Origin of the sequence: Kribbella sp. NPDC023855, assembly GCF_040639475.1 — a bacterium.
GTDB lineage: Bacteria > Actinomycetota > Actinomycetes > Propionibacteriales > Kribbellaceae > Kribbella.
On record NZ_JBFAAA010000020.1, the window covers coordinates 29,169 to 51,340 of the forward strand.

The following is a 22,172-nucleotide window of genomic DNA, read 5'->3' on the forward strand; positions in this document are numbered from 1 at the left end:
CGTGACGGACACGCTTGTCAGGATCACCGGCCTGTCGGTCGACCTGCCCGACGCCGGTACACCGGTCCGGGTACTCGACGACGTCTCGTTCGACATCCCGGCCGGTACGACGGTCGGGTTGATCGGCGAGACGGGCAGCGGCAAGACGATGACCGCGATGGCGATCATCGGGCTGCTGCCCGAGGGAGCGGCGGTGAGCGGGTCGATCATGTTCGGCGACACCGACCTGGTCCACTGCGACGACGCGCGACTGCGGGCCCTGCGCCGCGACGAGCTGTCGATGATCTTCCAGGACCCGCTGTCGTCGCTCAACCCGACGCAGCGGATCGGCCGTCAGGTGGGCGAGGTACTGCGCCGATCCGGCTTGCCGCGGGCCGAGGTACAGGAGCGGGTGATCGACATGCTCGACCGGGTGGGAATTCCCGATCCGGCCGGGCGGGCCCGGGACTACCCGCACGAGTTCTCCGGTGGACTTCGGCAGCGGGCCATGATCGCGATGGCGATGATCGCCCGCCCCTCCCTGGTCCTCGCCGACGAGCCGACCACGGCGCTCGACGTGACAGTCCAGGCGCGGGTTCTCTCCCTGCTGCGCAAGCTGCAGGTGGAGGAAGGCTCGGCGATGCTCCTGGTGAGCCATGATCTGCGGGTGATGTCGCACGTCGCTCAGGACCTCGTCGTCTTGTACGCCGGCCGCGTCGCCGAACGCGGAACCGCATCGGCGGTCCTCCACCGGCCGGCTCATCCCTACACCAGGGCTCTGGTCCGCAGCGTCCCCGCGATCCGCACGAAGACCGCGATCGCCGACCCGCTACCCGGTACGTCGGCCAGCCCCGCGCAACGCCCGTCCGGATGCGCCTTCCACCCCCGCTGCCCGCTGGCCACCGACCGCTGCCACACCGAGACCCCAGCCCTGCGAGAAGTCGCCCCGGGCCGCTGGAGCGCCTGCCACTACGCCGAAAAGGTCCTGTCATGAGTGTGCTCACTGTCGAGAAGCTGCGGGTGACGTTCCCGATCAGGGGATCGCTGCGCCGGGCGCGGTTCACCGCGGTCGAGGACGCGAGCCTGACCGTGGACGAGAACGAGATCGTTGCCGTGGTGGGTGAATCGGGGTCGGGCAAGACCACGGTCGCGCGGTGTGTGGTCGGGCTGCAGCGTCCCGACGCGGGCGAACTGAGGTTCGAAGGCTCGACGATCCCGGCCCGCCGGCCACCGGAGCTGAAGCAGGCGATCCAGATGGTGTTCCAGGACCCTCGATCGTCGCTCAACCCACGCATGCGGGCCGGCGCGATCATCGAAGAGGCCTGGCTCACACACCCCTCGACCGCGCCGCCCGGACCGCGCAGTACCGCCATCGCGGGCGCACTCGCCGACGTCGGCCTGGACCCCGAGGTGGCCAGGCGGTATCCGGCCCAGCTGTCGGGCGGCCAGTGCCAGCGCGTAAGCCTGGCTCGTGCCCTGACCTTGTCACCCCGGCTCCTGGTGTGCGACGAAGCCGTGTCCGCACTGGACGTGTCGGTGCAGGCCCAGGTACTCCGGCTGCTGGTCGAGCTCCGCGCGACGCGCCGGCTGTCGATGTTGTTCATCAGCCACGATCTCGGCGTCGTCCACCAGATCGCCGACCGCGTGGTGGTCATGCGGGCCGGCCAGATCGTTGAGCAGGGCGCCGCTGACGCAGTCTTCTCCAACCCCAGCCACGAGTACACCCGGGCACTGCTCGACGCCGCCCTGGAACTCAACGACCTGAGCACCTTAAGGAACCGATGACCAACGAGAGCGAAGCGACGTACGGCCGGATCCGGGAGTCTCTTGCCCGAGGCTGGAACACGTGGGACACGCGCAGTGTGCTCACCCAGGTACTCCTGCCGGACGCGCTGGGCGTGTCCTTCGGCCTGAAGGAGTACTACCGAGGCACCTCGCTGCGGACCGCGCAGATCGGACGGCGCACCGAGGGCGCGGAGACCGTCACCCTCGGCCGGCACGCCTACGACGGCAGCTACACCGAGACGACGGTCAGCTGGGCCGGCATCACGATCCGCGTGCAGACCGCGCACGCGGGCGACGACCTGGTAGCCCTGGTGACGCCAACCGGCAACCAGCCCAAGAGCGCGCTGCTGACCGTCGCGGTCGGCTACCTGTGGAACCGGCCGGGCTCCGTCAGCCGTGCGGCCGACCAGATCGTTGCCATCGGCCCAAACGGCAGGACGGTGAACGTCTTCAGCACCGCGCCACACGTCGACGACCCGTACGCCGACATCGACGGCCCGTACCTTGCCCTGGACCTCAGTACAGCCGTAGGCGTCAGCACCGGACGTACCCGCGACCTGGCTGAGATCGCGTCGATCGTCTCCGCTGCGTCGGCCGAGATCGGGCAAGCCGGCTCGGACCCGCTCGCGCAGCATCGCGAGATCGTCCGCGACGCCATCTCCTGGAACACGATCTACGAACCGTCGAAGTCCCGGGTGGTGACCACTGTCAGCCGCCTGTGGAACGTCGGCAAGCGCGGCGGGTACGCGTTGTTCTGCTGGGACGCCTTCTTCAACGCGCTGTTGGCGGCCGTGTCGAGCAAGGAACTCGCCTACGTCAACACGGTCGAAATGCTCCGGGCCATGACGCCGGATGGCTTCGTACCGAACGTCGAGCAGGGCACCGGCCGAAAGACCTACGACGGCTCGCAGCCTCCGGTCGGATCGCTGGTGGTGCGCGAGCTCTACCGCAGGTTCGGCGAACGGTGGTTCCTCGAGGAGACCTTCGGCCCGTTGCTGACCTGGAACCGCTGGTGGTGGAAGGTCCGCCGGGACGGCGACCTGCTCTGCCTCGGTTCGACGTACTTCGACGCCGAGTTCCCGTCACCGCAGGATCTACCGCGGATCCACCAGCACTTCGGCGCGACCTGCGAGTCCGGCTGGGACGGCCATCCGGTCTTCGAAGAGGTGCCCTTCGATAAGTCCAAGAGCCTGCTCGCCGCGCACGACATCGGCCTGAACAGCTTGTACGCCGCCGACTGCGAGGCCCTGGCCGACATCGCCGAACTCCTGGGAGATCCGGAAGCCGCCGCGGAACTGCGTGGACGGCAGGCGGTCGTCGTGGCAGCGATGGAGTCCCTGTGGGACGAACCGAACGGAATCTACCGGAGCAGGCGGACCGACTCCGGCCTGCCGACCGAACGCCTGTCCACCATGAGCTTCTATCCACTCCTCGCCGGTGTCGGCCTGGGTGAGCGAACCCGCCGGATGGTCGACGGGCATCTGCTCACCGAGAACGGCTTCGGCGGCGAATGGATTCTGCCGACCTCTCCCCGCAGTGAGCCGATCGACCTGAGCGAAGGCAGTTACTGGTCGGGGCGGGCCTGGCCGCCGGTGAACTTCCTCGTCTACCTGGGGCTGCTGCGGGCAGAGGAGAAGGACGCCGCCCGCTGGCTGGCGGAAGGCAGTTCGAGGCTGGTGCTGAAGGAGTGGAACGAGCATCGCCACGTCCACGAGAACTACTCCAGCATCCACGGCGGCGCCTGCGACAAGCCCAACAGCGAGCCCTTCCAGACCTGGGGCGCGTTGTTGAGTCTGATCGTCTTGATGGACCGCGGCGAGGTCGGCTTCTTCACCGGCGAGCAGCACTGATGCCGGTCGACGGCAGGGAGCTCCTGGCCGGTGTGATGATCCCGCTCGTCACCCCGATGTCCGAACCGGGCCGGCCTACTTTCGTCGACGAGCTCCTGCAGGCGCAGGCAGCGGCAGGAGCACGAAGCCTGATGCTGTTCGGGAGCAACGGCGAAGGACCACTGCTACCGGCCTCGGTGCTCGCCGGGTTCGCCGCCCGGGTGGCCGCGCGATGGCGCGAGCTGACCGGAGGGCCGGTGCTGTGCAACGTGACCGCCGCGGGAACGGCCGAGGCGCTCGAGCGCGCTGGCGCCGTGACCGCTGCCCGGCCGGACGCTCTCGTGCTCAGTCCGCCCATCTACTTCAGCCACCGCCAGGACGAGATCGCCGCCCACTACGCGGCGATGGCCGAGCTCGACATTCCGGTGGTCGCCTACAACGCCCCGCGCTACAGCAATCCGCTCACCCCTGCACTGATCGACGCGTTGGTGGCCATGCCGCACGTCGTAGGTGTCAAGGACAGCTCCGGTGACCTGGAACTGCTGGCCACCTTCGTGTCCGCGGCGCGCCGACGGGCCGACTTCGGGGTGAGCCAGGGTGCGGAGCCGCACCTGCTGGCCGCCCTGCAACTTGGTGCCGATGGCATCGTTCCGGGGATCGCGAATCTGGCGCCCCGGCCAGCGGTGGAGCTCGTCGCGGCGTACGCGTCGGGCCGCATCGCTGACGCAGAAGAGGCACAGCGCGTACTCACCCGGCTCCTCGCACTGCATTCGGTCCGGCCGGGGGTGCCGGCGATCAAGGCGGTGCTCGCCGACCGCGGCCTCTGCCCGCCGTACGTCGCCGCGCCACTCCTGGCGTGCACCGAGACCGAGCAACGCGGTCTGGTCTCCCTGCTCAGCGACGAAGAAGCACATCTTCTGCCCCGGAGGTAAGTCATGCCCCAACCGGAATCCCAACCCGCCCGGATCCGCCGCCGCACGTTCGGGCTCGGGGTCGCCGCTGTGACAACGGCCGCCGCCCTGGAATCCCACGTCGGCCTGCCCGCCGGCGCGGCGACCGCACCCGCGACCCAGACCTTCGACGAAACCACCTTGTGGGACAACACCGTCGACCCGATGAACAGCTACCACGTCCACGGCCTGGCCGTCCTGCCGGACGACACGATCCTGGTCGCCACCGAAGGCCGGCACGAGGTGTGCGATGCCGGCCCGCGGGATCTCGTCGTACGCCGCAGCGAGGACGGCGGTGACACTTGGGAGCCGACCCAGACACTTGTCAACTCGGTCGACGGTCAGTCGTGGGGGAACCCGACCTTCGTGGTGGACAAAACCACCGGTGGGATCTTCCTGTTCTACATGCTGTCCATCCGGTTGCCGGAGAACACCACCTGCTCCGGCGACATCGGTGACCTCTACATGATCTCCAGCTCCGACGGCGGCCGGACGTGGACCGCGGCGCGGGCGATGTCCGGCCTGTTCGACCACTTCCCCTATGACTGGGCGCTGCACGGACCCGGTCCGGGACACGGCATCCAACTCGACACCGGACGACTGCTGCTCAACTGCTCGCACCGGCGCGTCATCATCGGCAACACCGTCGACCAGCGGTTCTACGGGGTAGCGTCGATCTACAGCGACGACCACGGCGCGACCTGGCAGGCCACGGCCGAGGTGCCCGTCTCCGTCCCCTACCCGATCAACGAGGCCAGGTTGGTCCAGCGGTCGGACGGCACCGTGCTGGTCAACGGCCGAGCGGCAGCCGGCAGCGAATCGTTGCCGTCAGCAATGATCGCGGACTGACCTGGTCGCCGCCCCGGCTGGACGGGTCCACCGGGACGTTCAACGCCGTGGACGCGAGCATGCTCCGGTACACCGGCGGCCCCGGTTCCTCCGATCGACGCGGCCGGGCCGAGGTGGACCGGGTGCTGTTTAGCCGGCCGGACTCACCAGTGCGGACCAACATGACGGTCTCGGTGAGCTACGACGAGGCACACTCCTCCCGGTACAGCCGGGTCATCAACGAAGGCAGGTCCTACTACTCCGAACTCGGTCGGCTCTCCGACGGAACGATCCTGCTCGTCTACGGCTGCGACGGCGACAACCCGAGTTTCCCTCGCCGGGTGGCGATCTGCAGGTTCTCGTTGGAGTGGCTCACCTCGGGCCGGGACAGCCTGGCCACAGGCCCTCGCCTCGACGAGCGGATCGTCGACCTCGGCACCGCTGCGCGGGCGCACGACGGGACCCTGACCGAGGTCGCCGATCTCGTGGCCCGGCAGGGAAGCCGCGTCGTCTTCACACCCAACAGCACCGGCGCGTACGTCGAGTACACGGTGGACGTCCAGCGGTCTGCCTCCTACCAACTGTTGCTGAGGTACTTCCGGTCGGCCGACGGCGGCCTGGTCACCGTCACGGTCAATGGAGAACGCCTTAGCACCGCAGTACTGGACACCACAGCTGACCGGGCCGACGGCTACGACGTCGCGCAACTCGGCACCGTGAAGCTCCTGCCAGGACGATGCACGATCAGGTTCACCGCCTCCGGCCCGGGACGCGGCGGCGGCACGCTGGTCTCGCTCGACACGCTGAGCTTTGTCGACGCGCCATGGCCCGCCGATGTCCGCGACGAAGTGGTGGTGGACAACGATGAACTTGGCTATCTGACAGTGCGCGGCGCTGCCTGGCCCGCCGGTACCGGAGTGCCCGGTTATCGAGGCGGCAACTACCGCTCGGTGGCCGCCGGCACTGGCGAACGCGCCGTCGGGTGGCGCCTAGTGGTCCCCCGCGATGGCGAGTACGAAGTACAGGTCTCCCACACCGCGCACCAGAATCGGGCGAGCAACGCCCCGTTCACGATCACGCATGCCGGCGGAACCAGCGTCGTACGGGTCGATCAGCGGGTGGCGGGAACGCCAGAGCCGCGCGGTGGCTCCTGGGTGTCACTCGGCAAGTACCGGCTTGCCGAAGGCCTGACCACGATCGAGCTGAGCAACGACGCCAACGGCGTAGTCGTCGCCGACGCCGTACGCCTCCTCCGCTGATCTACTCCCCCCGCCCGTTGACAGTGAGGACCGCCATGCGCACCGCTATGCCCCACCGCCCACCACGCTCGGCCCTCATCGCGGCTTTGACCGCAGTCGCCGTCACCGCATCCGCCCTCGCCATCCCCCACACCGCACCGGCGTCGGCACTCGTCCACCGTCAAAACCCACCAGCGGTGAACGTCGGCGATCTGCGACTGGCGGCTGTGTCGGCCCGGGCCGACTTCGTGACGGCCGACGACGTGCTCGTCACCGCGTCCGTGCCGCGCGACCAGCCGTGGGACGCCGTACGACTCACTCTCAACGGCGCGGATGTCACCGACTCCTTCCGGGTCGACGCTGACACGCACACCCTCACCGGCCTGGTCGATCGACTTCGTCCCGGAGCGAACCAGCTCGTCGCAATCGCCGGTTCGCTGCGGGACCAACTCGTCCTGACCAACCATCCGAGGACTGGGCCGGTGATCAGCGGCTCGCACGAAACGCCGTACGCGTGCAGCACCCGCCGGTTCCGGCTGGTCGACGGCAGCACGCTCGGCGCTCCGCTCGACGCCGACTGCTCGATCGCCACCCGGATCGATTACGCCTACCGATCAACCGCCGGTACGACGAAACCTCTGCCGGATCCGGCGGTCAGGCCCGGCGATCTCGCCTCGACGACGACCAGCACCGGGGAGACGGTCCCGTTCCTGATCCGGATCGAGACCGGCACGCTGAACCGGGCGATCTACCAGATCGCCATGCTGCACGACCCGGCGACCGAGGATCCGGCGTACCATCGGCACGGCCCCGGCTGGAACGAGCGGCTCATCTACACCTTCGGTGGCGGCTGCCGGCGGGGCTGGTACACCCAGGGCTCGAACACCGGCGGCGTGCTGGACACCGAGATGCTCGGTCGCGGCTACGCGGTGGCGTCGGCATCGCTGAACGTCTTCGGGAACAACTGCAACGACCTGCTCGCGGCCGAGACGATGATGATGGTCAAGGAGCGGTTCGTCGAGCAGTACGGCGCTCCGCTGTTCACCATCGGCTGGGGTTCCTCGGGCGGCTCCTACCAAAGCCACCAGATCGCGGACAACTACCCCGGGTTGCTCGACGGCATCGTGGTCGGGCACAGCTTCCCCGATGTGGCCTCCGCGACGAACTTCACGCTGTTCGACAGCCGGCTGCTCGAGCACTACTTCACTGTCGTGGCGCCGGGTACGTTCAGCCCGGAGCAAAAGCGCCAGGTCGCCGGTTTCCTGCGCCAGGAGAGCATCCCCACTCTCAGCGACGGAGCAAAACGGCTGGACCCGGTCGCCGAGTTCCCCACCGACCTCCCCGCGGCGCTGCGCTACCACCCGCAGAACAACCCCGGTGGGGCGCGGGCGGACGTCTACGACCACACGGTGAACGTCTACGGACGCGACCCGAATACCGGGTTCGCCCGGCGGCCGCTGGACAACACCGGCGTGCAGTACGGGCTGGCCGCGCTCAACACGGGTGCGATCACTCCTGAGCAATTTCTCGATCTGAACGAGCGCATCGGAGGCCTGGACCTCGACGCCAAGCCGGTACCGCACCGCACCGCGGCCGACCCGATCGCGAGAAACGCCGCCTACCGGACCGGCCGGATCCTCTTCGGCGGCGCGGGCCTCGCCGGTACGCCGATCGTCGACTACCGCGCCTTCACCGAGGACGGGCCGGCCGGCGACATTCATATGGCGACCCACGGCCACGCCACCCGAGCCCGACTCAAGGCGGCCAACGGCGACGCTGACAACCACGTCTTCCTCTTGGAAGATAGCCGCTACGGCGGCTTCAGCCTGAACAGCCCGACCCTGCGTTACGCCCTGACGAGCATGGACACGTGGCTGACCGCCCTCGTCTCCGACATCTCACCGCTATCCCCACACCAGAAGGCGGTACGCAGCAAGCCGGCCGACCTCACCGACACCTGCTGGAGCCGCCACACCACTCCTCGCAAAATCGTCCAACCCCTCACTGCGGACAACACCGGCGAGTGCGGCCGCCTGTACCCCGTCCATTCCTCCCCTCGCCTGGTAGCCGGCGCTCCACTAACCAACGACGTAGTCACCTGCCACCGCAAGCCCATCGACTCGAGCGAGTACACAGTCACCTTCACCCCAGCCGAACGCCGCCGCCTCTCCGAGATCTTCCCCGCAGGGGTCTGCGACTGGACAAAGCCCGGAGTCAGCCAGCGACCAATGCACGACACCTGGCAAGCAATCAGATAACTCCTGCAGCAAGCCGCGCAGCGGGCGGTCTTCAGGTCCAACAGCTACTGCTTCCCCAACATCACCTGACAACCGGGTCAACTTTTCCTTCCGGACGGCGTCTCCCTAGCAGGTCCGCACAGTGCGAATCGGGCGGAGCGGGGTGAGCACGATGGCAGGCTGGACGCGGACAAGCAGGCGAGTTTCACGGAGTGCGCTGGCAGCGCTCCTGTTGGTCGCCGCAGGGGGCCGCGCTCACCGGCTGCGGAGAAGACAGCAAACCCACGCAGAAGCCGCCGGCGACCGGTCCGAACAGAAAGCCCCCTGCTCCAGAGGTTGCGGACGGCAACATCACGCTGGTGGCGACCGGTGATGTGCTGCTCCATGAGCGGCTCTGGACCACCGCCAAGCGCGATGGCAGTAACGGGGAATGGGACTTCGCCCTCCTGCTCCAAGGCGTCAAGCCGCTTGTCCAGCCGGCAGATCTCGCTGTCTGCCACCTGGAAACCCCGCTCGGAACGCCGCCCGCCGGCTACCCGCTCTTCCAGGGCCCGCCGCAGATCGTCCCCGCGCTGGTCAAGACCGGGTACGACGCCTGCACCACCGCAAGCAACCACAGCTTCGACCAGGGCGCGGCCGGCGTCGACCGCACGCTCGGGCTGCTCGACAAGGCCGGGATCAAACACGCCGGTACGGCGCGGACGCCGCAGGAGGCCGAGACGCCGACGATCGTCACCGTGCGCGGCGTCAAGATCGCCCTGCTCAGCTACACCTATGGTTTCAACGGCATCCCGTACCCGGCCGGCCAGACCTGGCGGGCCGGCACGTTGGACGTCGGCAAGATCAAGACGATGGCGCAGAAGGCCCGGGACGCCGGCGCCGAGATCGTCGTGGTCAGCGCGCACTGGGGCGACGAGTACTCCACGACCGCGAACCCCCCAGCAGCGTGCGATCGCCAAGGAACTTCTTGCCGACAGCAACATCGACCTGATCGTCGGCCACCACGCGCACGTCGTGCAGCCGGTCGAGCGGATCGACGGCAAGTGGGTCGTCTACGGGCTGGGCAATCTCGTCGCCGCTCACCGGAAGCCTGACAGCATCAAGTCCGAAGGAATGTTGGTGAAGTTCACGTTCCGCCGCGACGGTGGTGGCTGGAAGGCGGACGTGCAGTATGCGCCGTTGCTGATGACCGACACGTTGCCGGTTCGCGTGCTCGACGTACAGCGTCAGCTCGCGAAGCCGGACAACACGGCGGCCAAGAGGGCTCGGCTCGAGTTGGCGCAGCGGCGTACGAGTGAAGCTGTCGGCGCGCTTGACGCGAGCCTCAAAAGGCTTTGATAGCCAGGCGATCGGCCGCTCTATGATCCGTGGATCAGCGGGGGTCGCGGCCGGTGGACTTCTGCGGTTGCTGGGGAGGGCGGGTGGAGCTGACGGGAGCTGGATGGGCTGGTGGGTGGGTGATGGCGCCGGTGGGGTCTGCTGTGCCGGAGAAGGCTTTGACAATGACGTCCTTGTAGTCTTGGTGGTTTGACGGCTGGGGTTGCTCGGCGGCTCGGTCTTGGTGGAGGAGCGGTGCGGACGCGGAGCGGTACTGGTTCTCCAGGCGTTCGACGGCGCGCAGGCCCTCGAAGTACGCCGCCTCGCCGAGAGCTCTCGACCCGCTGGCGCGGCTGCTGATCGGCAGTTTGGTTTCCAGGGTCTTCAGTAACCGCATCGGGGCGCGCATCGCGGCGTCGAGTTCGCGCTTCACCCGGCGCTGGTCGCCCTGCGGGACCAAGTCGGGTAGCTCGGAATTCTTGTACATCGCGTCGACCAGGACCGGCCATTTGCCGTCCGAGAGCACGCAGTTGAGCTGTCGGAGCACCTCGTCCCGCCCGGCGGCCGATCCTTCGCCCAGTCGTTCGGCGAGGACGTCAGCGGCCGGCAGGTAGTGCTGGTACCTGGAGATCTCCTTGACCTGCTTGAGGCCCGGGCAGACGTCCGCCAGGCCGAGTTCGTCGATGTAGCGGTCGAGGTTGCGCACCGCCCAGGCCTCGGTGGCGCCCTCCTCGAGCGCCTTGCGGGCGGGATCGGTGGTGATCGGAGTGTCCCGCTCGTCGCCGTTGTCCCGCCCTTCCGGCGCCAGCATGTGGGCGTTCTCGTGCAGTACGACGAGCAGTGCGCTGCGGTACCGCACCAGGGTTTCCGCGTCGAGTTGTTCACCGCGGCGGGCGAACATCTCCTGCAACGGCTTGACGACCTCGTCGTAGTGGTAGCGAAGCGTCCCGTCCCAGTCGGCGGTACCGAGCACGATGCCTTCGGGCACCTTCCGGGTTTCACCGAGCTGTCCGCGCCACGACGAGTGATGCGCACCGGCCAGGGCGAGCGCGGCCTGCGCCTGGCGGGCCATCAGTTCTTCGAAGCTCCGGACGCCCGGCCGATGTCCCGGACTCTCGGCGCGCGGGGTCACGGGCGGCCTGGACGGCCTGGCCGTTCCGCGGTATCGATCGTCGTCGCCAGGGTTTCGTTCAGGCCGAGAATGGCGTATCGCTCGGCGACATCCGTCGTCTCGTTGGCGATGCCAGTGATCTCCGCGATCCCCGCCTCGGCACGGGCCAGCCGCTCGGCCAGGGTCCCCTCGTCCGCGCTGGCACGGGCCAGTACCGCCATGGCCCGCGCCATCCTGTCATCGGCCTGGACCGAAGTCTCGTTCGCCCACTGCCGCAGCAGGTAGTCGGCGAACTGCTGCTTGTCCGAGGGCTCGACCGATGGCACGAGCTCCTGCAAGCGCGCCAGTGCCGCGGAGGCGCCGGCCGCGTCCAGCTTGCCGAACGACCACTCGTCGTGGGCCCTCTTGTACTGCGCGAAGAACTCGTCGTACTCCATGCCTACCTACCCTCGATCACTTGACGGCGCACCCATTATCTGCCCCGACCCGGCCACTCCGGCCGTACCGCGCAAGCAGTGGCGCCGTCTCCGCGAACTCCCCGACCGGCCGTTCGCCGTCAACCACACCGGTCGCGGGAGCTATCCCTGGGAACTCGCGCTCGAGTCCATACCCGGTGGCCACGGCGTCGATGGCAGCGCGATCGCATCGGGTAGTTAGCGTGTCCGATCGCGGGGGTACCGGCGGCGTATGCCTACAGTGATAGTGACCGGATCGGACAGTGGAATCGGCAAGGCGACGGCGGTTGCTCTGGCCCAGGACGGGTTCGACGTCGGCGTGACCTGGCACAGCGATGCCGAAGGTGCTGAGCAGACGGCCAAGGAGGTTCGTGGCCATGGGCGACGGGCGGAAGTCCGGCAGCTTGACCTTTTAGATCTGCCGGACGCGGCAGACGTCATCGATGACCTGGCGGAGGCCCTCGGCGGCGTCGACGTTCTCGTCGCGAACAGCGGCACGGGGACCAGCGAACTCGCGGTCGACTTGAGCTTCGACGACTGGCGCAAGGTGATTTCCGTCGATCTCGACGGCGCTTTCCTGTGCCTGCAACGAGCCGCGCGCAGGATGATCCAACAGGGGCGAGGTGGCCGGCTGATCGCCGTCACCAGCGTGCACGAGCACCAGCCGCGAGTCGGCGCCGCGCCGTACGACGCGGCCAAGGGTGGTCTGGGCCTGCTGATCAAGACCTTGGCGCTCGAACTCGGCGAGCATGGCATCACCGCCAACGCGGTAGCCCCCGGCGAGATCGCCACCCCGATGACCGGCCAAGAGGACGAGGACCCGCACGGCAAGGACCGCCCCGGCGTACCGCTCGGCAGGCCCGGCGACGCGCGCGAGATCGCCGCCGTGATCGCTTTCCTCGCCTCCCCGGGCGCCTCGTACGTCACCGGAGCCAGCATCGTCGCCGATGGCGGCATGCTCAACATGGGTCCCATGGCCGGCAGCCACCTCCCCACCAACGACTGGCGCCGCCCCTGACAGCGCACGGCGGCGGCAGCGCCGGAGTACGACATAACCTGGATCCAACAACTCTGCAGCCTTCTGCGACGCGTCAGTGCCGAGGCGGCATGTGCCTGGGTGACGACGCGGCGCGGGCTTGGCGGCGTCGGGCAGCTTGGCGATGACTCTTTGCGACGTTGCCGCAGTAGCGCATCTGGCACCAGCGCCGGGACGCGTTCTTGCTGGTGTCGATGAACAGAACCCAGCAGTTCTCGCCGTCACACTGCTTGACCCGCGCAAGCGTCGTACTGGTGGCCAGTTCTGCCGCAGAAACGGCGATCAGATGGAGAGGTGCCATCAGTTCGGCTGAACGGTTCCATGACCACTGCAACCCCATAGTCGCCGGCTCGAGCGTGGCCGCCTTGACGGCTCGCGCATAGGCATCCCGTAAGCGGTGCGCGTCAGGGGGCAGAGCGGCGTGAGCGGCGAGGGCGCTGAAGACTGCAGTGACTGCCGCACGAAGGTCGACGGCCGCCGCGACGGCATCGTCGGCAGTCGGCGGGCTCTGCCGGGCGAGAGCAGTGAGTTGCCGCCGCTCTCCATCGTCGATGACTTGGGCGTACTCAAGCCAGGCCAGCAGGCCGGCGTGGTCAGCGTGGCGTCGGTCAGTGCCGAGATGATCCCGGTCCTGGCCATGTTCGGCTTTCGGCTCGAGCGTGTTGGCGAAATCGAGGCACAGCGCACCGCCATTCAGCGCTGGGTAACGGTCAGCCAATTCGTCCATGACTACCTTCTATAGCCATTTTGATGGTAGTCAGGTAGCGGAGGTTTCGTCGATCCGCCATCCCTGCGGAGGCACGGATGAATGACCATGTGCTGCCGGGCCCACCACGACGACGTCACGATCCCCAGACTGGCACATCACCGGAGCGTGGGCCGGTACTGCCGGCGGACCGGCTCAGACGCGCTCGGACAGGTACTGCGGGACTGTTCCTCCTCACCGGGATCGTCTTTGCCACCTGGGCCGCGCGTATCCCGGCGCGTAAGGCAGAACTGGGATTGTCGGACGCTCAACTGGCCATCGCCTTCATCGGACTGAACGCCGGCGCGATCTTCGGCTTGCAGCTTGGTGCGGCGGTCGTGACGCGGGTAGGCAGCCGCCGCGCGCTCACGGTGTCGCTGCCGGTATTCGCCGGAATGCTGATCCCCATCGCCCATGCGCCCGGGCTTGTGACACTGACCATCGCACTGGCTGTCTCGGCGACTGCCAACAGCGTCGTGGACGTGGCGATCAACGACCACGGCGTTGGCTTGCAACACGCCTATGGCCGCCCTGTGCTGTCCGGGTTGCACGCCATGCACAGCCTCGGCGGGGTTGCCGGGGGCGCCCTCGCGGCCGGCGCAGCCCAACTGGATATTGCTGTCGGCCTCCACTTCACCGCAGTTGCGATCATCGCAGCGATTCTGGGGATCCACGCGAGCAGGAGACTTCTTCCTCCGGACACGTTGCATGCCCCCGCGCCCGCCGGCGATCTGCGCCCCGGTCTGCTGTCCGGATGGTCCCGCCGACTGGTTTTGCTGGGGGCGCTCGCCTTCGTCTTTACGCTCGCCGAGAGCAGCGCCCTGGACTGGAGCGCTGTCCTGCTCCGCGACACCCACCACACCACGGCCGCCGTCGCAGCCATCGGGCTCGCCGTCTTCCAGGCCACAGTCACCCTAGGACGCGCGCTCGGGGACCGGATCATCAACCGGGCCGGCCCGGTCCGGGTGTTTCGTCTCAGCGCATTCCTTGCCGGTGGCGGTCTCGCCACCGGCCTCTTGGTCGCCACTCCGTGGAGCGCTGTAGCAGGTCTCGCCCTGCTCGGACTCGGCCTCGCGAACCTCCTGCCGATCAGCATCGCGGCCGCCGGGGCGGGCCGACGTATACCCGTGCCCGTCGCCGTTGCCCGCGTTTCCGCCCTCGGCTATCTCGGCTCGTTCACCGGCCCTGCCCTGATCGGCCTCCTCACCCACGCCACCAGCCTGCCGACCGCACTCCTGCTCCCCGCAATCGCCATCGCCGCAACCACAGTCGCCGCAACAGCCGCGCGCGACGAGCCAGCCCTGGAGAAACCCTGACCGGCATGTGCTGACCGAGTCGAGCGCGGCCGGTGAGCAGCTCCGCGTTCGGTGCGGTGGGATGTGGCCGCGTGGGCGCACGCATCTTCGCCGCCTCGACCTTGTCTTTGAAATCGATGAGCTTGTCGGCCGGGATGTGCTTCCGCAGTTCCGGGAACTGCTCGCGGGGCCTGGCTACATCGCCGGTCTGGCTCGCCTTCCGATGGTCCAGCGCCATCCTGGTTGCCGACTGGCCCGGCGGGACCTGGACCTTCGGTCAGGGGGTACGACGGCATCAAGCCGCGGCAACGTCAGCAGCGCGTCGGCCGTCTCGTCGTCCGGGTTGCTCCGGATGTACCGCTGCGGGTTCACGCCGGCGACATGGATCCGCGGCCCACGACTCCCATCGGGCGCGCCGACGTAAGCGATACCGCCACTCTGGTCAAGCCATCGGATGACATCTTCGATCGAGCTGTCTTCCAACCCACCGTGAGGATCCGCCCACTCAACGCGAGCGATACCAAGCAGGTCATCGCGCTCCTGCAGCATAGCGACCGCAGTAATCGTCACTGCTGGGTAACTCGCAAGGCTCATCGAGTGATACGCGCTTTCCTGGTATACCAACCCGCCCATCGTGGCACCCTCCCTGCCAACCCGGAAGAGCCAGACCACCCACTGGACCAGTCGACCCATGACCGGAATCGGCATCTTGCTGCTCGGCATCGACAAGGACCTCCAGACCGGATACTTGTACGCCGTCGGCCCCGCGAACGGCGCCAGCACTGCTTGCCGGTCGCGGAGTCGTAGCAGCGGCCGGAAACGAGATGTAAAGCACGCCCGCAGGTCCGCGCGTGGCTTCTCCACCGTGACCCAGGTCGGACGTTCTGCATCCGCGACTCGGTCACCCGGCGGTGGCCACGCGACTGCAACTGACAGCGGAACAGGATCGGTGGCGCGACGTCAGCGGCTGCCGACCACGGCTGGGAACTCTGGATAGAGGGCGGCCAGGCCGGTGAAGACGCAGGTGCTGACGGTTTGTTCATCGGCGACGGCCAGGAAGCCGGCCAGGTTGGTGACGGTCGCCGGGGCCGAGATCTGCCTGGCGGTCAGACATCCACGCACGTGGGCGCGGAGATCTTCGGCCATCACCGCAGTGGCCTGATCGGCGTACGCCGTGCTCACCGCGGCCAGGTGCTCAGACTCGCACTTCGCCTGCTGCGGGTTCGGCCCACCAGTGGCGGCATCGACGGAGTACGAGAACGCCACGGTCAGGCGATTGACCGGATCCCAGCCGTGGCGAACCACCTCGACGTCATGCTCGGCCAGACAGGCGGTGAAGTCGTCCACCGCATCCAGGTAGTCAGCCTCGGTGACGCTGCCGCCGCGACACGCTGTGCCGGTGAGCATCAGCAGTACGGCGACAGCTACCCAACGGGTCCGCACGGCTCAGGGGTACAGCGAGTGGCCGACGCAGTCTTGGCAGCCCTTGTGCCAACTCTGCTTCTGCTCGCTGAAGAACGTGTCCACGTTGGACGCGAACCGCGCCTTCGTCGGGTCACCGCGATAGTCGGTGTGGTACCACTTTCCGTCCTTGCGGCTCTTGTAGACGATCAGTACATAGGCCCACCCGGCACATTTCGCACTCGCCGATTTGCGCGTTTCCGCTCCGTACTTTGTGCTCGACATGAAGTAGTCGCCACAGCTGCGTTCGATGGTGCCCGTCGTGGCTGCCGCGGGAGCTGCGCTCGCGAACAGGCCGGCCGCCGTGATCCCCAGTGTCACGGTGACCGAGGCCATGGCTCGGAAGATCTGCATTCGTTTCTCCTTCTTGAGGAGGGCTAGGTGGCGTTGCGCCACAGCCGCACGGTAGCCACCGTCCAGGGGCTGCCGACAGGCCTCTTCAGCGCCCAGAAAGCGGGCGGAAAGCAACCAGAAAGCACCCGCTCAGATGCTGGGCAAAGCTGGCTGCAGGGACCGGACTGGACGTCGAGCTTGTCAACGGCAGATCGTTGATCGGGCTGCTCGAAGAGACAGCCGAAGGTCTGCTGTGCCACGAATGCGGCCGAGCGTACAAGCACCTCGGTCTCCACGCCTGGCGTTTGCTCAACTTGGCCGAGACCTCAGCGCCGACGTCCTCGCAGCTGACCCGCACGTTGCTGAAGACCGGCAGCCTGACCTTGCCAGTCTGGCTTGCGAGATCTGCGCCGCCGGCGACAGGCTGGGCCGTCGACAACGGCAGCAGGCCTGTCACCAGAGTGGCCGTCATCAACCCGCGATGCACCAAGAGGGCTCAAACGCTTGCTTCCGTTAGGCGATACCGACTGCTTCGAAGGCTGATTCCACTGCCGCGATCTTGGCGGTGCGCTGAGTTGCGGGAAGGGCCCGGAAGAGGCTTCGGGCGCTGGAGACGGGGAAGCGGCGGCTACCGGCGAACTGGGATCTGCGGGACAGCCGCTGTGTCAGGGCCAGGTAGAAGATCGCGGCTACCTCGGTTGGGGTGAGAATCAGGGCGCCGGCGTTGTCCGTGGCAGTGAACATGTTTGAAGGCGGCCTTGTTGTGGATGCCGCTGTTGATGTGTACGCCGCCCCAGTCGCCCTCGATGCTGTACTCCAGATCGCGATAGTTCTTCATGTGCTCTGGCTGCCCGAAGCGTGGCGGGTTAGACAGGTCACGAAGCGGCTTGATCGACGGCCCCGGCGTTCACCCCCTGAACTCCGCCGCTCTCGTCGATCGAGCAGCCCACGACATCTGATCGATCGGGCATTCGACCGGGTCGCGACCATGATTTTCGCCATGATGGATCTCCCCCTTCGACTACTCCGTGCGTACGCCGGAACGACCGTCTTCTCATCTGTGGACAAGCTATTGGCGCCGATGCACTCTGGAGTTTCAAGGCGAATGTCATCGCGTTGACGGGGAGATGATCGAGCGATGAGTACGGACAGTTCCGGCCGGTCGTTTGCCGAGTACCTGCAGGACGCGCCGCTTGCCCCCGACGCGTCGGCACAGGTCATCCTGACCGGCGAGGTGAGACGGTCGGCGGACGACAGCAAGTTCGTCTTCAGTTCCCCGGAATCCGGGACACTCGAGCTCAATGTCGGGGCAGTCGTGGACTTCGAGCCGCTGGACGGCGGACAGACCAGAATCACGCTGAACGCGGCCTCCGTACGCGACGCCGCGGCACGCCGGGTGCCCGGCGAGGGTGGTGGACGGGTGCCGTTCGTCATGGCCACCCCGCATCGTGCGTCGGCTGCTTCCATCCGGGCGCAACTCCGGCGGGCCGAGATGAGCGCCGCGATCCTCGATGTCGAGACGGCTTTCATCAAGGATGTCTGGGGAGACGGCGAGACGACGGATGCGTTCTTCGATGTCCCCGTCGACCAGACGCTCCCCTTCTGAGCTGCCGAACCGGCGTTGCCGCGGGCAAGATTCGCCAGATCGATGATTCTCGTCAGCTCTGCGCCGGGCGACGGCCATGCCGAAGTGGTCATGAAAGCGCTGAGCGACCAGGGTGCGCGGTGCCGCCTCCTCGATCTGTCGCTGTTCCCGTCCCGCATCGCCTTGACCGCTCGATACCCCAGGGACGCCGGCGGGAACAGCGACCCGCGTTTCGAGCTGCGCTTTCCCGACGGTGCGATCCTTGACCTGGCCGAGGCCAGGGCGATCTGGTGGCGACGTCCACAGCCGTACCGGATTTCTGCCGAGATCACCGACCCCGCGATGCGCCACTTCGCGTTGAGTGAAACCCGCACGGCGGCGGCCGGTATCTGGCAGGCAACGACCTGCCTGTGGGTCAATCATCCGGGCAACGACGCTGCCGCCGCCCACAAACCCTGGCAACTCGCGACCGCGCGGGCAGCGGGCCTGACCCTCCCGGACACGTTGATCACCAACGATCCCGAAGCAGCCAGGTCGTTCTGGGAGACGCATGCGGGAAACGTCGTCCACAAACCGTTCCGCCAGACCCGTGGCGCCTGGCGCGAAACCCGGGTGGTACTCCCCGAGGACGTATCGGCGATCGACGCCGTTCAGCTCACCCCGGTCCTCTTTCAGGAGCTGGTCAAAGGGGTCGCCGACCTTCGTGTCACCGTGATCGGCGACGAACTCTTCGCGGCAGCCGCTGCGCTGGACGATGCGACCTACTCCGTCGACATTCGCTTCAACCCGGGAATTGCCTACAAACCACACGTTCTTCCCGACGAAGTGACCGCATCGATCTTCCGCCTCATGCACACGCTGGGCCTGGAGTACGGCGCCATCGACATGAGACTCACCCCCGACGGCCACTACGTGTTCTTCGAGGTCAATCCAGCCGGCCAATTCCTGTACGTCGAGCGCTCATCTGGTCAGCCGATCACCGCAGCCCTCACCGCCCACCTCCTCAACGCCAAACCAACTCGGCAGTCCCAGAAGTAGCAGCGCTGCTTCTGCGCCGACCGCCGTTACACCCTCAACTACGAAGCAGATATACCCGTGACCATCGCCGCCGCCAGGTCCTGGCGGTAGACGGGTCTGCTAGTCGCAGGTATGGCTTCGCCCGCCAGCGGTCGGTCAGAGCGGTCGTTTCACGACGTCGAGTATGGCGATGGTGTTGTTGCACGCGTTGACAGCGTGATGGGTCGGCCAGGGATTTGGTGGTACCGGCGCTCGCGGAGCAGTGGCGGGTTCCGCACCCGCCGGAGTACTCGTTCGAGATTATGGCTGGATTTTCAAGTATTCCGAAAAACGATCGATGCCCTTTGATTCTCACGAACCCTTTCAAATACCCCCACACAGTGACAGCATTGAAATCGCCGGGCAGGGCATTCAATCGTTTCATTAATTTGGGGGACAATCATGAACGAGGTCATTGGAGCTATTCGCGATAAGTGGCTGGCCCTAGGTGGGGAGGCCGGTCTCGGACAACCTCTCGACGGCGAACGGCCAACGTTCGACGGCCAAGGCCGAGCCCAGTCGTTCAGCGGCGGCGCGACGATCAGCTGGCATCCCGAGCTCGGTGCCTTCGCGGTGTGGGGATCGATCGGACAGAAGTGGATCTCGCTGGGGCGTGAGCAGTTCGGCTATCCCATCACCGATGAGTCGCCATGCCCGGACGGGCGCGGTCGCTTCAACCACTTCCGCGCGATGCAGCTCGCCGGCCATCCGGACGCCTCCGTCTACTGGACACCTAGAACAGGTGCCCACGAGGTCCACGGCGCCATCCGCAGAGCCTGGGAGACTCGCGGTTGGGAACGTGGCCCCCTCGGCTACCCAACCAGCGACGAGCACGCATCGGCCGGCCACGCGAACGGGCGGCGTAGCGATTTCGAACATGGATTCATCGACTGGACTCCGCAGGGCGGTGCGAAACTGCACGGGCCCGTACCGTTCGACGACGGGACTGCTCTGAACCCGGTCAACGACTGACCCGGCGCCACCCGCGGTCCGGACCTTTCCATGGTCCGATCGTGGAGCACTGTCTGGAGCGGCGCTAGGTCTGCCGTTCACCGCGACGGTAGGTGCGCCGCCTTGCCCGTCCGGCGTTTCCATGCAAATCATCGATTTGCATGAGTGCTTCGGTTTATTGATTTGGGCTCGCAGTCAAACTCTTCGTCACCTCTGGCTACAGCCTGGGACACCTGGTCTATATCTTTCCTAAGCAATTCAGGCATCGACTGCACATGCCGCTCGAGGGTAGACCGAAGTTCTACTCGTGCAGGCAAGGAGACACAACGTGACTACATTGCCGATCTTCCGAACCAGCTTCCGGCGCCCCGAGGTCGACGACCTGCTCGACTGCGCGGCACGCCTCTTCCGCATCTCGGATCACGATCAGTTCACAATGACGACCGACGAGTCGATGCTGGCCCTGTCCAGCGCTACTCATTCGGTCGAACTATCCCGCGCGAGCGGTGGACTCTGGGCCGCGGACAAGTCCCAGCTCTTCAATGCTGACCTGACACCTGACTTGCCATCTGAAGACGAAGCAGTCAGCGAGGCGCGTACGTTCATGGAGAGTGCGGGTCTCCTGCCCTCACTCACAGGCTCCGCAACCTGGGGCGAACTACTGACGGCCTCAAGCCGGGTGGTCACCCTGACCGAAGGCGGCCGTACAGAGGTGCTGCTGGACCGGCAGATCGTCTTCCCGGTTGTCGTAGACGGCCTGCCGGTCGTCGGAGGTGGTGGGGACTTCACGCTCGCCTTTGGCGACGGCGGCAGGCCGATCGGCCTGCACGGCGTATGGAGGGAGATCCACGACTCCTTCAGCTCGGCGGCTCTACCGGCCGAGCAAATCGACGAGATCTTCCGCGAGGAGCTCGCGGCCCAAGGCGTCAAGACGACAGCCGTGTCGCAATACCTTGCGTTCTACTCCGCGCCGGCATTCGATCGCCAAGACTTTTTGTACCCGGTATATGTCATGGGCGGCACCGGCGTATTCGGTGATCGCGAGGTTCCGTTGCGGTTGAGCATGTTCCCGGCCACCGAGTTCGGCCCTAAGCGTTCGCTGCCAGCGCCCGAGCGGATTCGCCGGTCCAAGATCGGAGCGAGACGATCCACGGGTCGCGACGCGGAAGCCAAGCACGTCCGCCGAGGGTACAACTCTGGCGCGTCACGGCAGGGTGCCAGAGTTGTCGCCAATCCTTTTGAAGCCGGGGCCTCCTGGATCGGGAGCTCCGGCGGTCTTGCCGGTAGCAAGAAGAACGCGCAAGGCTTCATCGACCAGTGGCGTGATGATGGCTGGAACATCAATTTCAACTGGGGCGACGGCAACGCATGGGAGAGTGATTGGCGACGCAACGACGACACGTGGGTCGATGCCGCAGACTTCGTCTTCTACACAGGTCATGCCGACATGAACGGCTGGACCCTGGCCAGTCCCGACGATGGGAGCCTCCAATTCAACGAGGTCGGCGGATCGCCGGGCAACCCTGGTGACCTATGGGGCGAGAACGACTTGGAGTGGCTTGTCGTGGCCGCCTGCGGTCCACTGCAGGACGAGCTGCTGTCCAAGGGCGGCGGGGATGTACTCTCCCGCTGGGACGGTGCCTTCGACGGCCTGCATCTGCTGATGGGGTATGGGGCGATCACGTTCGACAACGAAAGCGAAGGCCGGACGTTAGCCGCGTACGCGCGCCAGGGGCAGACGCTGAAGGACGCGTGGTTCCGCACGGCCAAGGAGATCCAGCCCGCATCCAACGGCGAAGCGCCACCCAACGGCCCGACGGTCTGGGTCGGTGTCATGTGGGTGACAAGGCTCGGAGTCGATCCGATCAACGATCATGCATGGAACCACGGATCGGTGGCAGCCGATCCGACATCGCCCACAAGCCTCTCCTGCATGTGGACCGTCTGCTGAGTCGCCCAGCCAAGCAGAGACCTATCCCGA

General features: G+C 66.8%; 20 protein-coding genes and 1 pseudogene. 15 read left to right on the plus strand and 6 right to left on the minus strand.

The window, feature by feature from the left end:
* The first annotated feature begins 1 nt into the window (after position 1).
* The 9 genes and pseudogenes from AB0F51_RS37810 to AB0F51_RS37850 all read left to right on the plus strand — a co-directional run bounded on the left by AB0F51_RS37810 (position 2) and on the right by AB0F51_RS37850 (position 10,184).
* Positions 2-973 (plus strand): ABC transporter ATP-binding protein, encoded by a 972-nt coding sequence (locus AB0F51_RS37810; protein WP_360288331.1) that lies wholly within the window; start codon positions 2-4, stop codon positions 971-973.
* A complete protein-coding gene (locus tag AB0F51_RS37815; protein WP_360288333.1) occupies positions 970-1,764 on the plus strand; it encodes an ABC transporter ATP-binding protein in 795 nt (264 codons plus the stop codon). The genes AB0F51_RS37810 and AB0F51_RS37815 overlap by 4 nt, the downstream gene beginning before the upstream one ends.
* Positions 1,761-3,614, plus strand: a complete 1,854-nt coding sequence (locus AB0F51_RS37820) for a trehalase family glycosidase (RefSeq protein ID WP_360288335.1) — start codon at positions 1,761-1,763, stop codon at positions 3,612-3,614. The genes AB0F51_RS37815 and AB0F51_RS37820 overlap by 4 nt, the downstream gene beginning before the upstream one ends.
* A complete protein-coding gene (locus AB0F51_RS37825) occupies positions 3,614-4,525 on the plus strand; it encodes a dihydrodipicolinate synthase family protein (RefSeq protein WP_360288337.1) in 912 nt (303 codons plus the stop codon). Before AB0F51_RS37820 ends, AB0F51_RS37825 begins: the two co-directional genes overlap by 1 nt.
* A gap of 3 nt (positions 4,526-4,528) precedes the next feature.
* Complete coding sequence (locus tag AB0F51_RS37830) at positions 4,529-5,392, plus strand: sialidase family protein (protein ID WP_360288339.1); 864 nt, start codon at positions 4,529-4,531, stop codon at positions 5,390-5,392.
* A 47-nt stretch (positions 5,393-5,439) separates the two neighbouring features.
* Positions 5,440-6,630: a hypothetical protein gene (locus AB0F51_RS37835; RefSeq protein WP_360288341.1), complete on the plus strand. Its 1,191-nt coding sequence runs from the start codon at positions 5,440-5,442 to the stop codon at positions 6,628-6,630.
* A gap of 35 nt (positions 6,631-6,665) precedes the next feature.
* Complete coding sequence (locus AB0F51_RS37840; RefSeq protein WP_360288343.1) at positions 6,666-8,867, plus strand: DUF6351 family protein; 2,202 nt, start codon at positions 6,666-6,668, stop codon at positions 8,865-8,867.
* A gap of 353 nt (positions 8,868-9,220) precedes the next feature.
* Positions 9,221-9,863 (plus strand): annotated as a pseudogene (locus AB0F51_RS37845) (CapA family protein); the annotation flags it as partial.
* A gap of 102 nt (positions 9,864-9,965) precedes the next feature.
* Positions 9,966-10,184, plus strand: a complete 219-nt coding sequence (locus AB0F51_RS37850) for a hypothetical protein (RefSeq protein WP_360288451.1) — start codon at positions 9,966-9,968, stop codon at positions 10,182-10,184.
* 34 nt (positions 10,185-10,218) lie between these two features.
* Here the strand turns inward: AB0F51_RS37850 and AB0F51_RS37855 are convergent, their stop codons facing one another.
* Positions 10,219-11,235 carry a hypothetical protein gene (locus AB0F51_RS37855; RefSeq protein ID WP_360288345.1) on the minus strand — a complete coding sequence of 339 codons (1,017 nt, stop codon included), beginning with the start codon at positions 11,233-11,235 and terminating at the stop codon, positions 10,219-10,221.
* Between the two features lie 56 nt (positions 11,236-11,291).
* On the minus strand, positions 11,292-11,711 hold the full coding sequence (locus AB0F51_RS37860; protein WP_360288347.1) for a hypothetical protein: 420 nt from the start codon (positions 11,709-11,711) through the stop codon (positions 11,292-11,294).
* Positions 11,712-11,961: 250 nt separating this feature from the next.
* Between AB0F51_RS37860 and AB0F51_RS37865 the strand changes: the two genes are divergently transcribed.
* Positions 11,962-12,747, plus strand: a complete 786-nt coding sequence (locus AB0F51_RS37865) for an SDR family oxidoreductase (RefSeq protein ID WP_360288349.1) — start codon at positions 11,962-11,964, stop codon at positions 12,745-12,747.
* Between the two features lie 73 nt (positions 12,748-12,820).
* On the opposite strand, the gene AB0F51_RS37870 is transcribed toward AB0F51_RS37865, so the two are convergent.
* Entirely contained in the window at positions 12,821-13,492 is a 672-nt protein-coding gene (locus AB0F51_RS37870) for a CGNR zinc finger domain-containing protein (protein ID WP_360288351.1), read from the minus strand.
* A 77-nt stretch (positions 13,493-13,569) separates the two neighbouring features.
* On the opposite strand from AB0F51_RS37870, the gene AB0F51_RS37875 reads away from it, so the two are divergent.
* Entirely contained in the window at positions 13,570-14,826 is a 1,257-nt protein-coding gene (locus tag AB0F51_RS37875) for an MFS transporter (protein ID WP_360288353.1), read from the plus strand.
* A gap of 939 nt (positions 14,827-15,765) precedes the next feature.
* Here the strand turns inward: AB0F51_RS37875 and AB0F51_RS37880 are convergent.
* The 3 genes from AB0F51_RS37880 to AB0F51_RS37890 form a co-directional block, all read right to left on the minus strand.
* Positions 15,766-16,248, minus strand: a complete 483-nt coding sequence (locus AB0F51_RS37880) for a hypothetical protein (protein ID WP_360288355.1) — start codon at positions 16,246-16,248, stop codon at positions 15,766-15,768.
* A gap of 3 nt (positions 16,249-16,251) precedes the next feature.
* A complete protein-coding gene (locus tag AB0F51_RS37885) occupies positions 16,252-16,620 on the minus strand; it encodes a hypothetical protein (protein ID WP_360288357.1) in 369 nt (122 codons plus the stop codon).
* Between the two features lie 492 nt (positions 16,621-17,112).
* On the minus strand, positions 17,113-17,343 hold the full coding sequence (locus tag AB0F51_RS37890) for a M4 family metallopeptidase (protein WP_360288359.1): 231 nt from the start codon (positions 17,341-17,343) through the stop codon (positions 17,113-17,115).
* A gap of 394 nt (positions 17,344-17,737) precedes the next feature.
* Between AB0F51_RS37890 and AB0F51_RS37895 the strand changes: the two genes are divergently transcribed.
* The 4 genes from AB0F51_RS37895 (at position 17,738) to AB0F51_RS37910 (ending at position 22,142) form a co-directional block, all read left to right on the plus strand.
* Positions 17,738-18,205, plus strand: coding sequence for a hypothetical protein (locus tag AB0F51_RS37895; protein ID WP_360288361.1), 468 nt, complete (start codon positions 17,738-17,740; stop codon positions 18,203-18,205).
* Positions 18,206-18,247: 42 nt separating this feature from the next.
* Entirely contained in the window at positions 18,248-19,222 is a 975-nt protein-coding gene (locus AB0F51_RS37900) for an MvdC/MvdD family ATP grasp protein (RefSeq protein ID WP_360288363.1), read from the plus strand.
* A 420-nt stretch (positions 19,223-19,642) separates the two neighbouring features.
* Complete coding sequence (locus tag AB0F51_RS37905; RefSeq protein WP_360288365.1) at positions 19,643-20,212, plus strand: hypothetical protein; 570 nt, start codon at positions 19,643-19,645, stop codon at positions 20,210-20,212.
* A gap of 307 nt (positions 20,213-20,519) precedes the next feature.
* Positions 20,520-22,142, plus strand: coding sequence for a DUF6345 domain-containing protein (locus AB0F51_RS37910; RefSeq protein WP_360288367.1), 1,623 nt, complete (start codon positions 20,520-20,522; stop codon positions 22,140-22,142).
* Positions 22,143-22,172 lie beyond the last annotated feature (30 nt).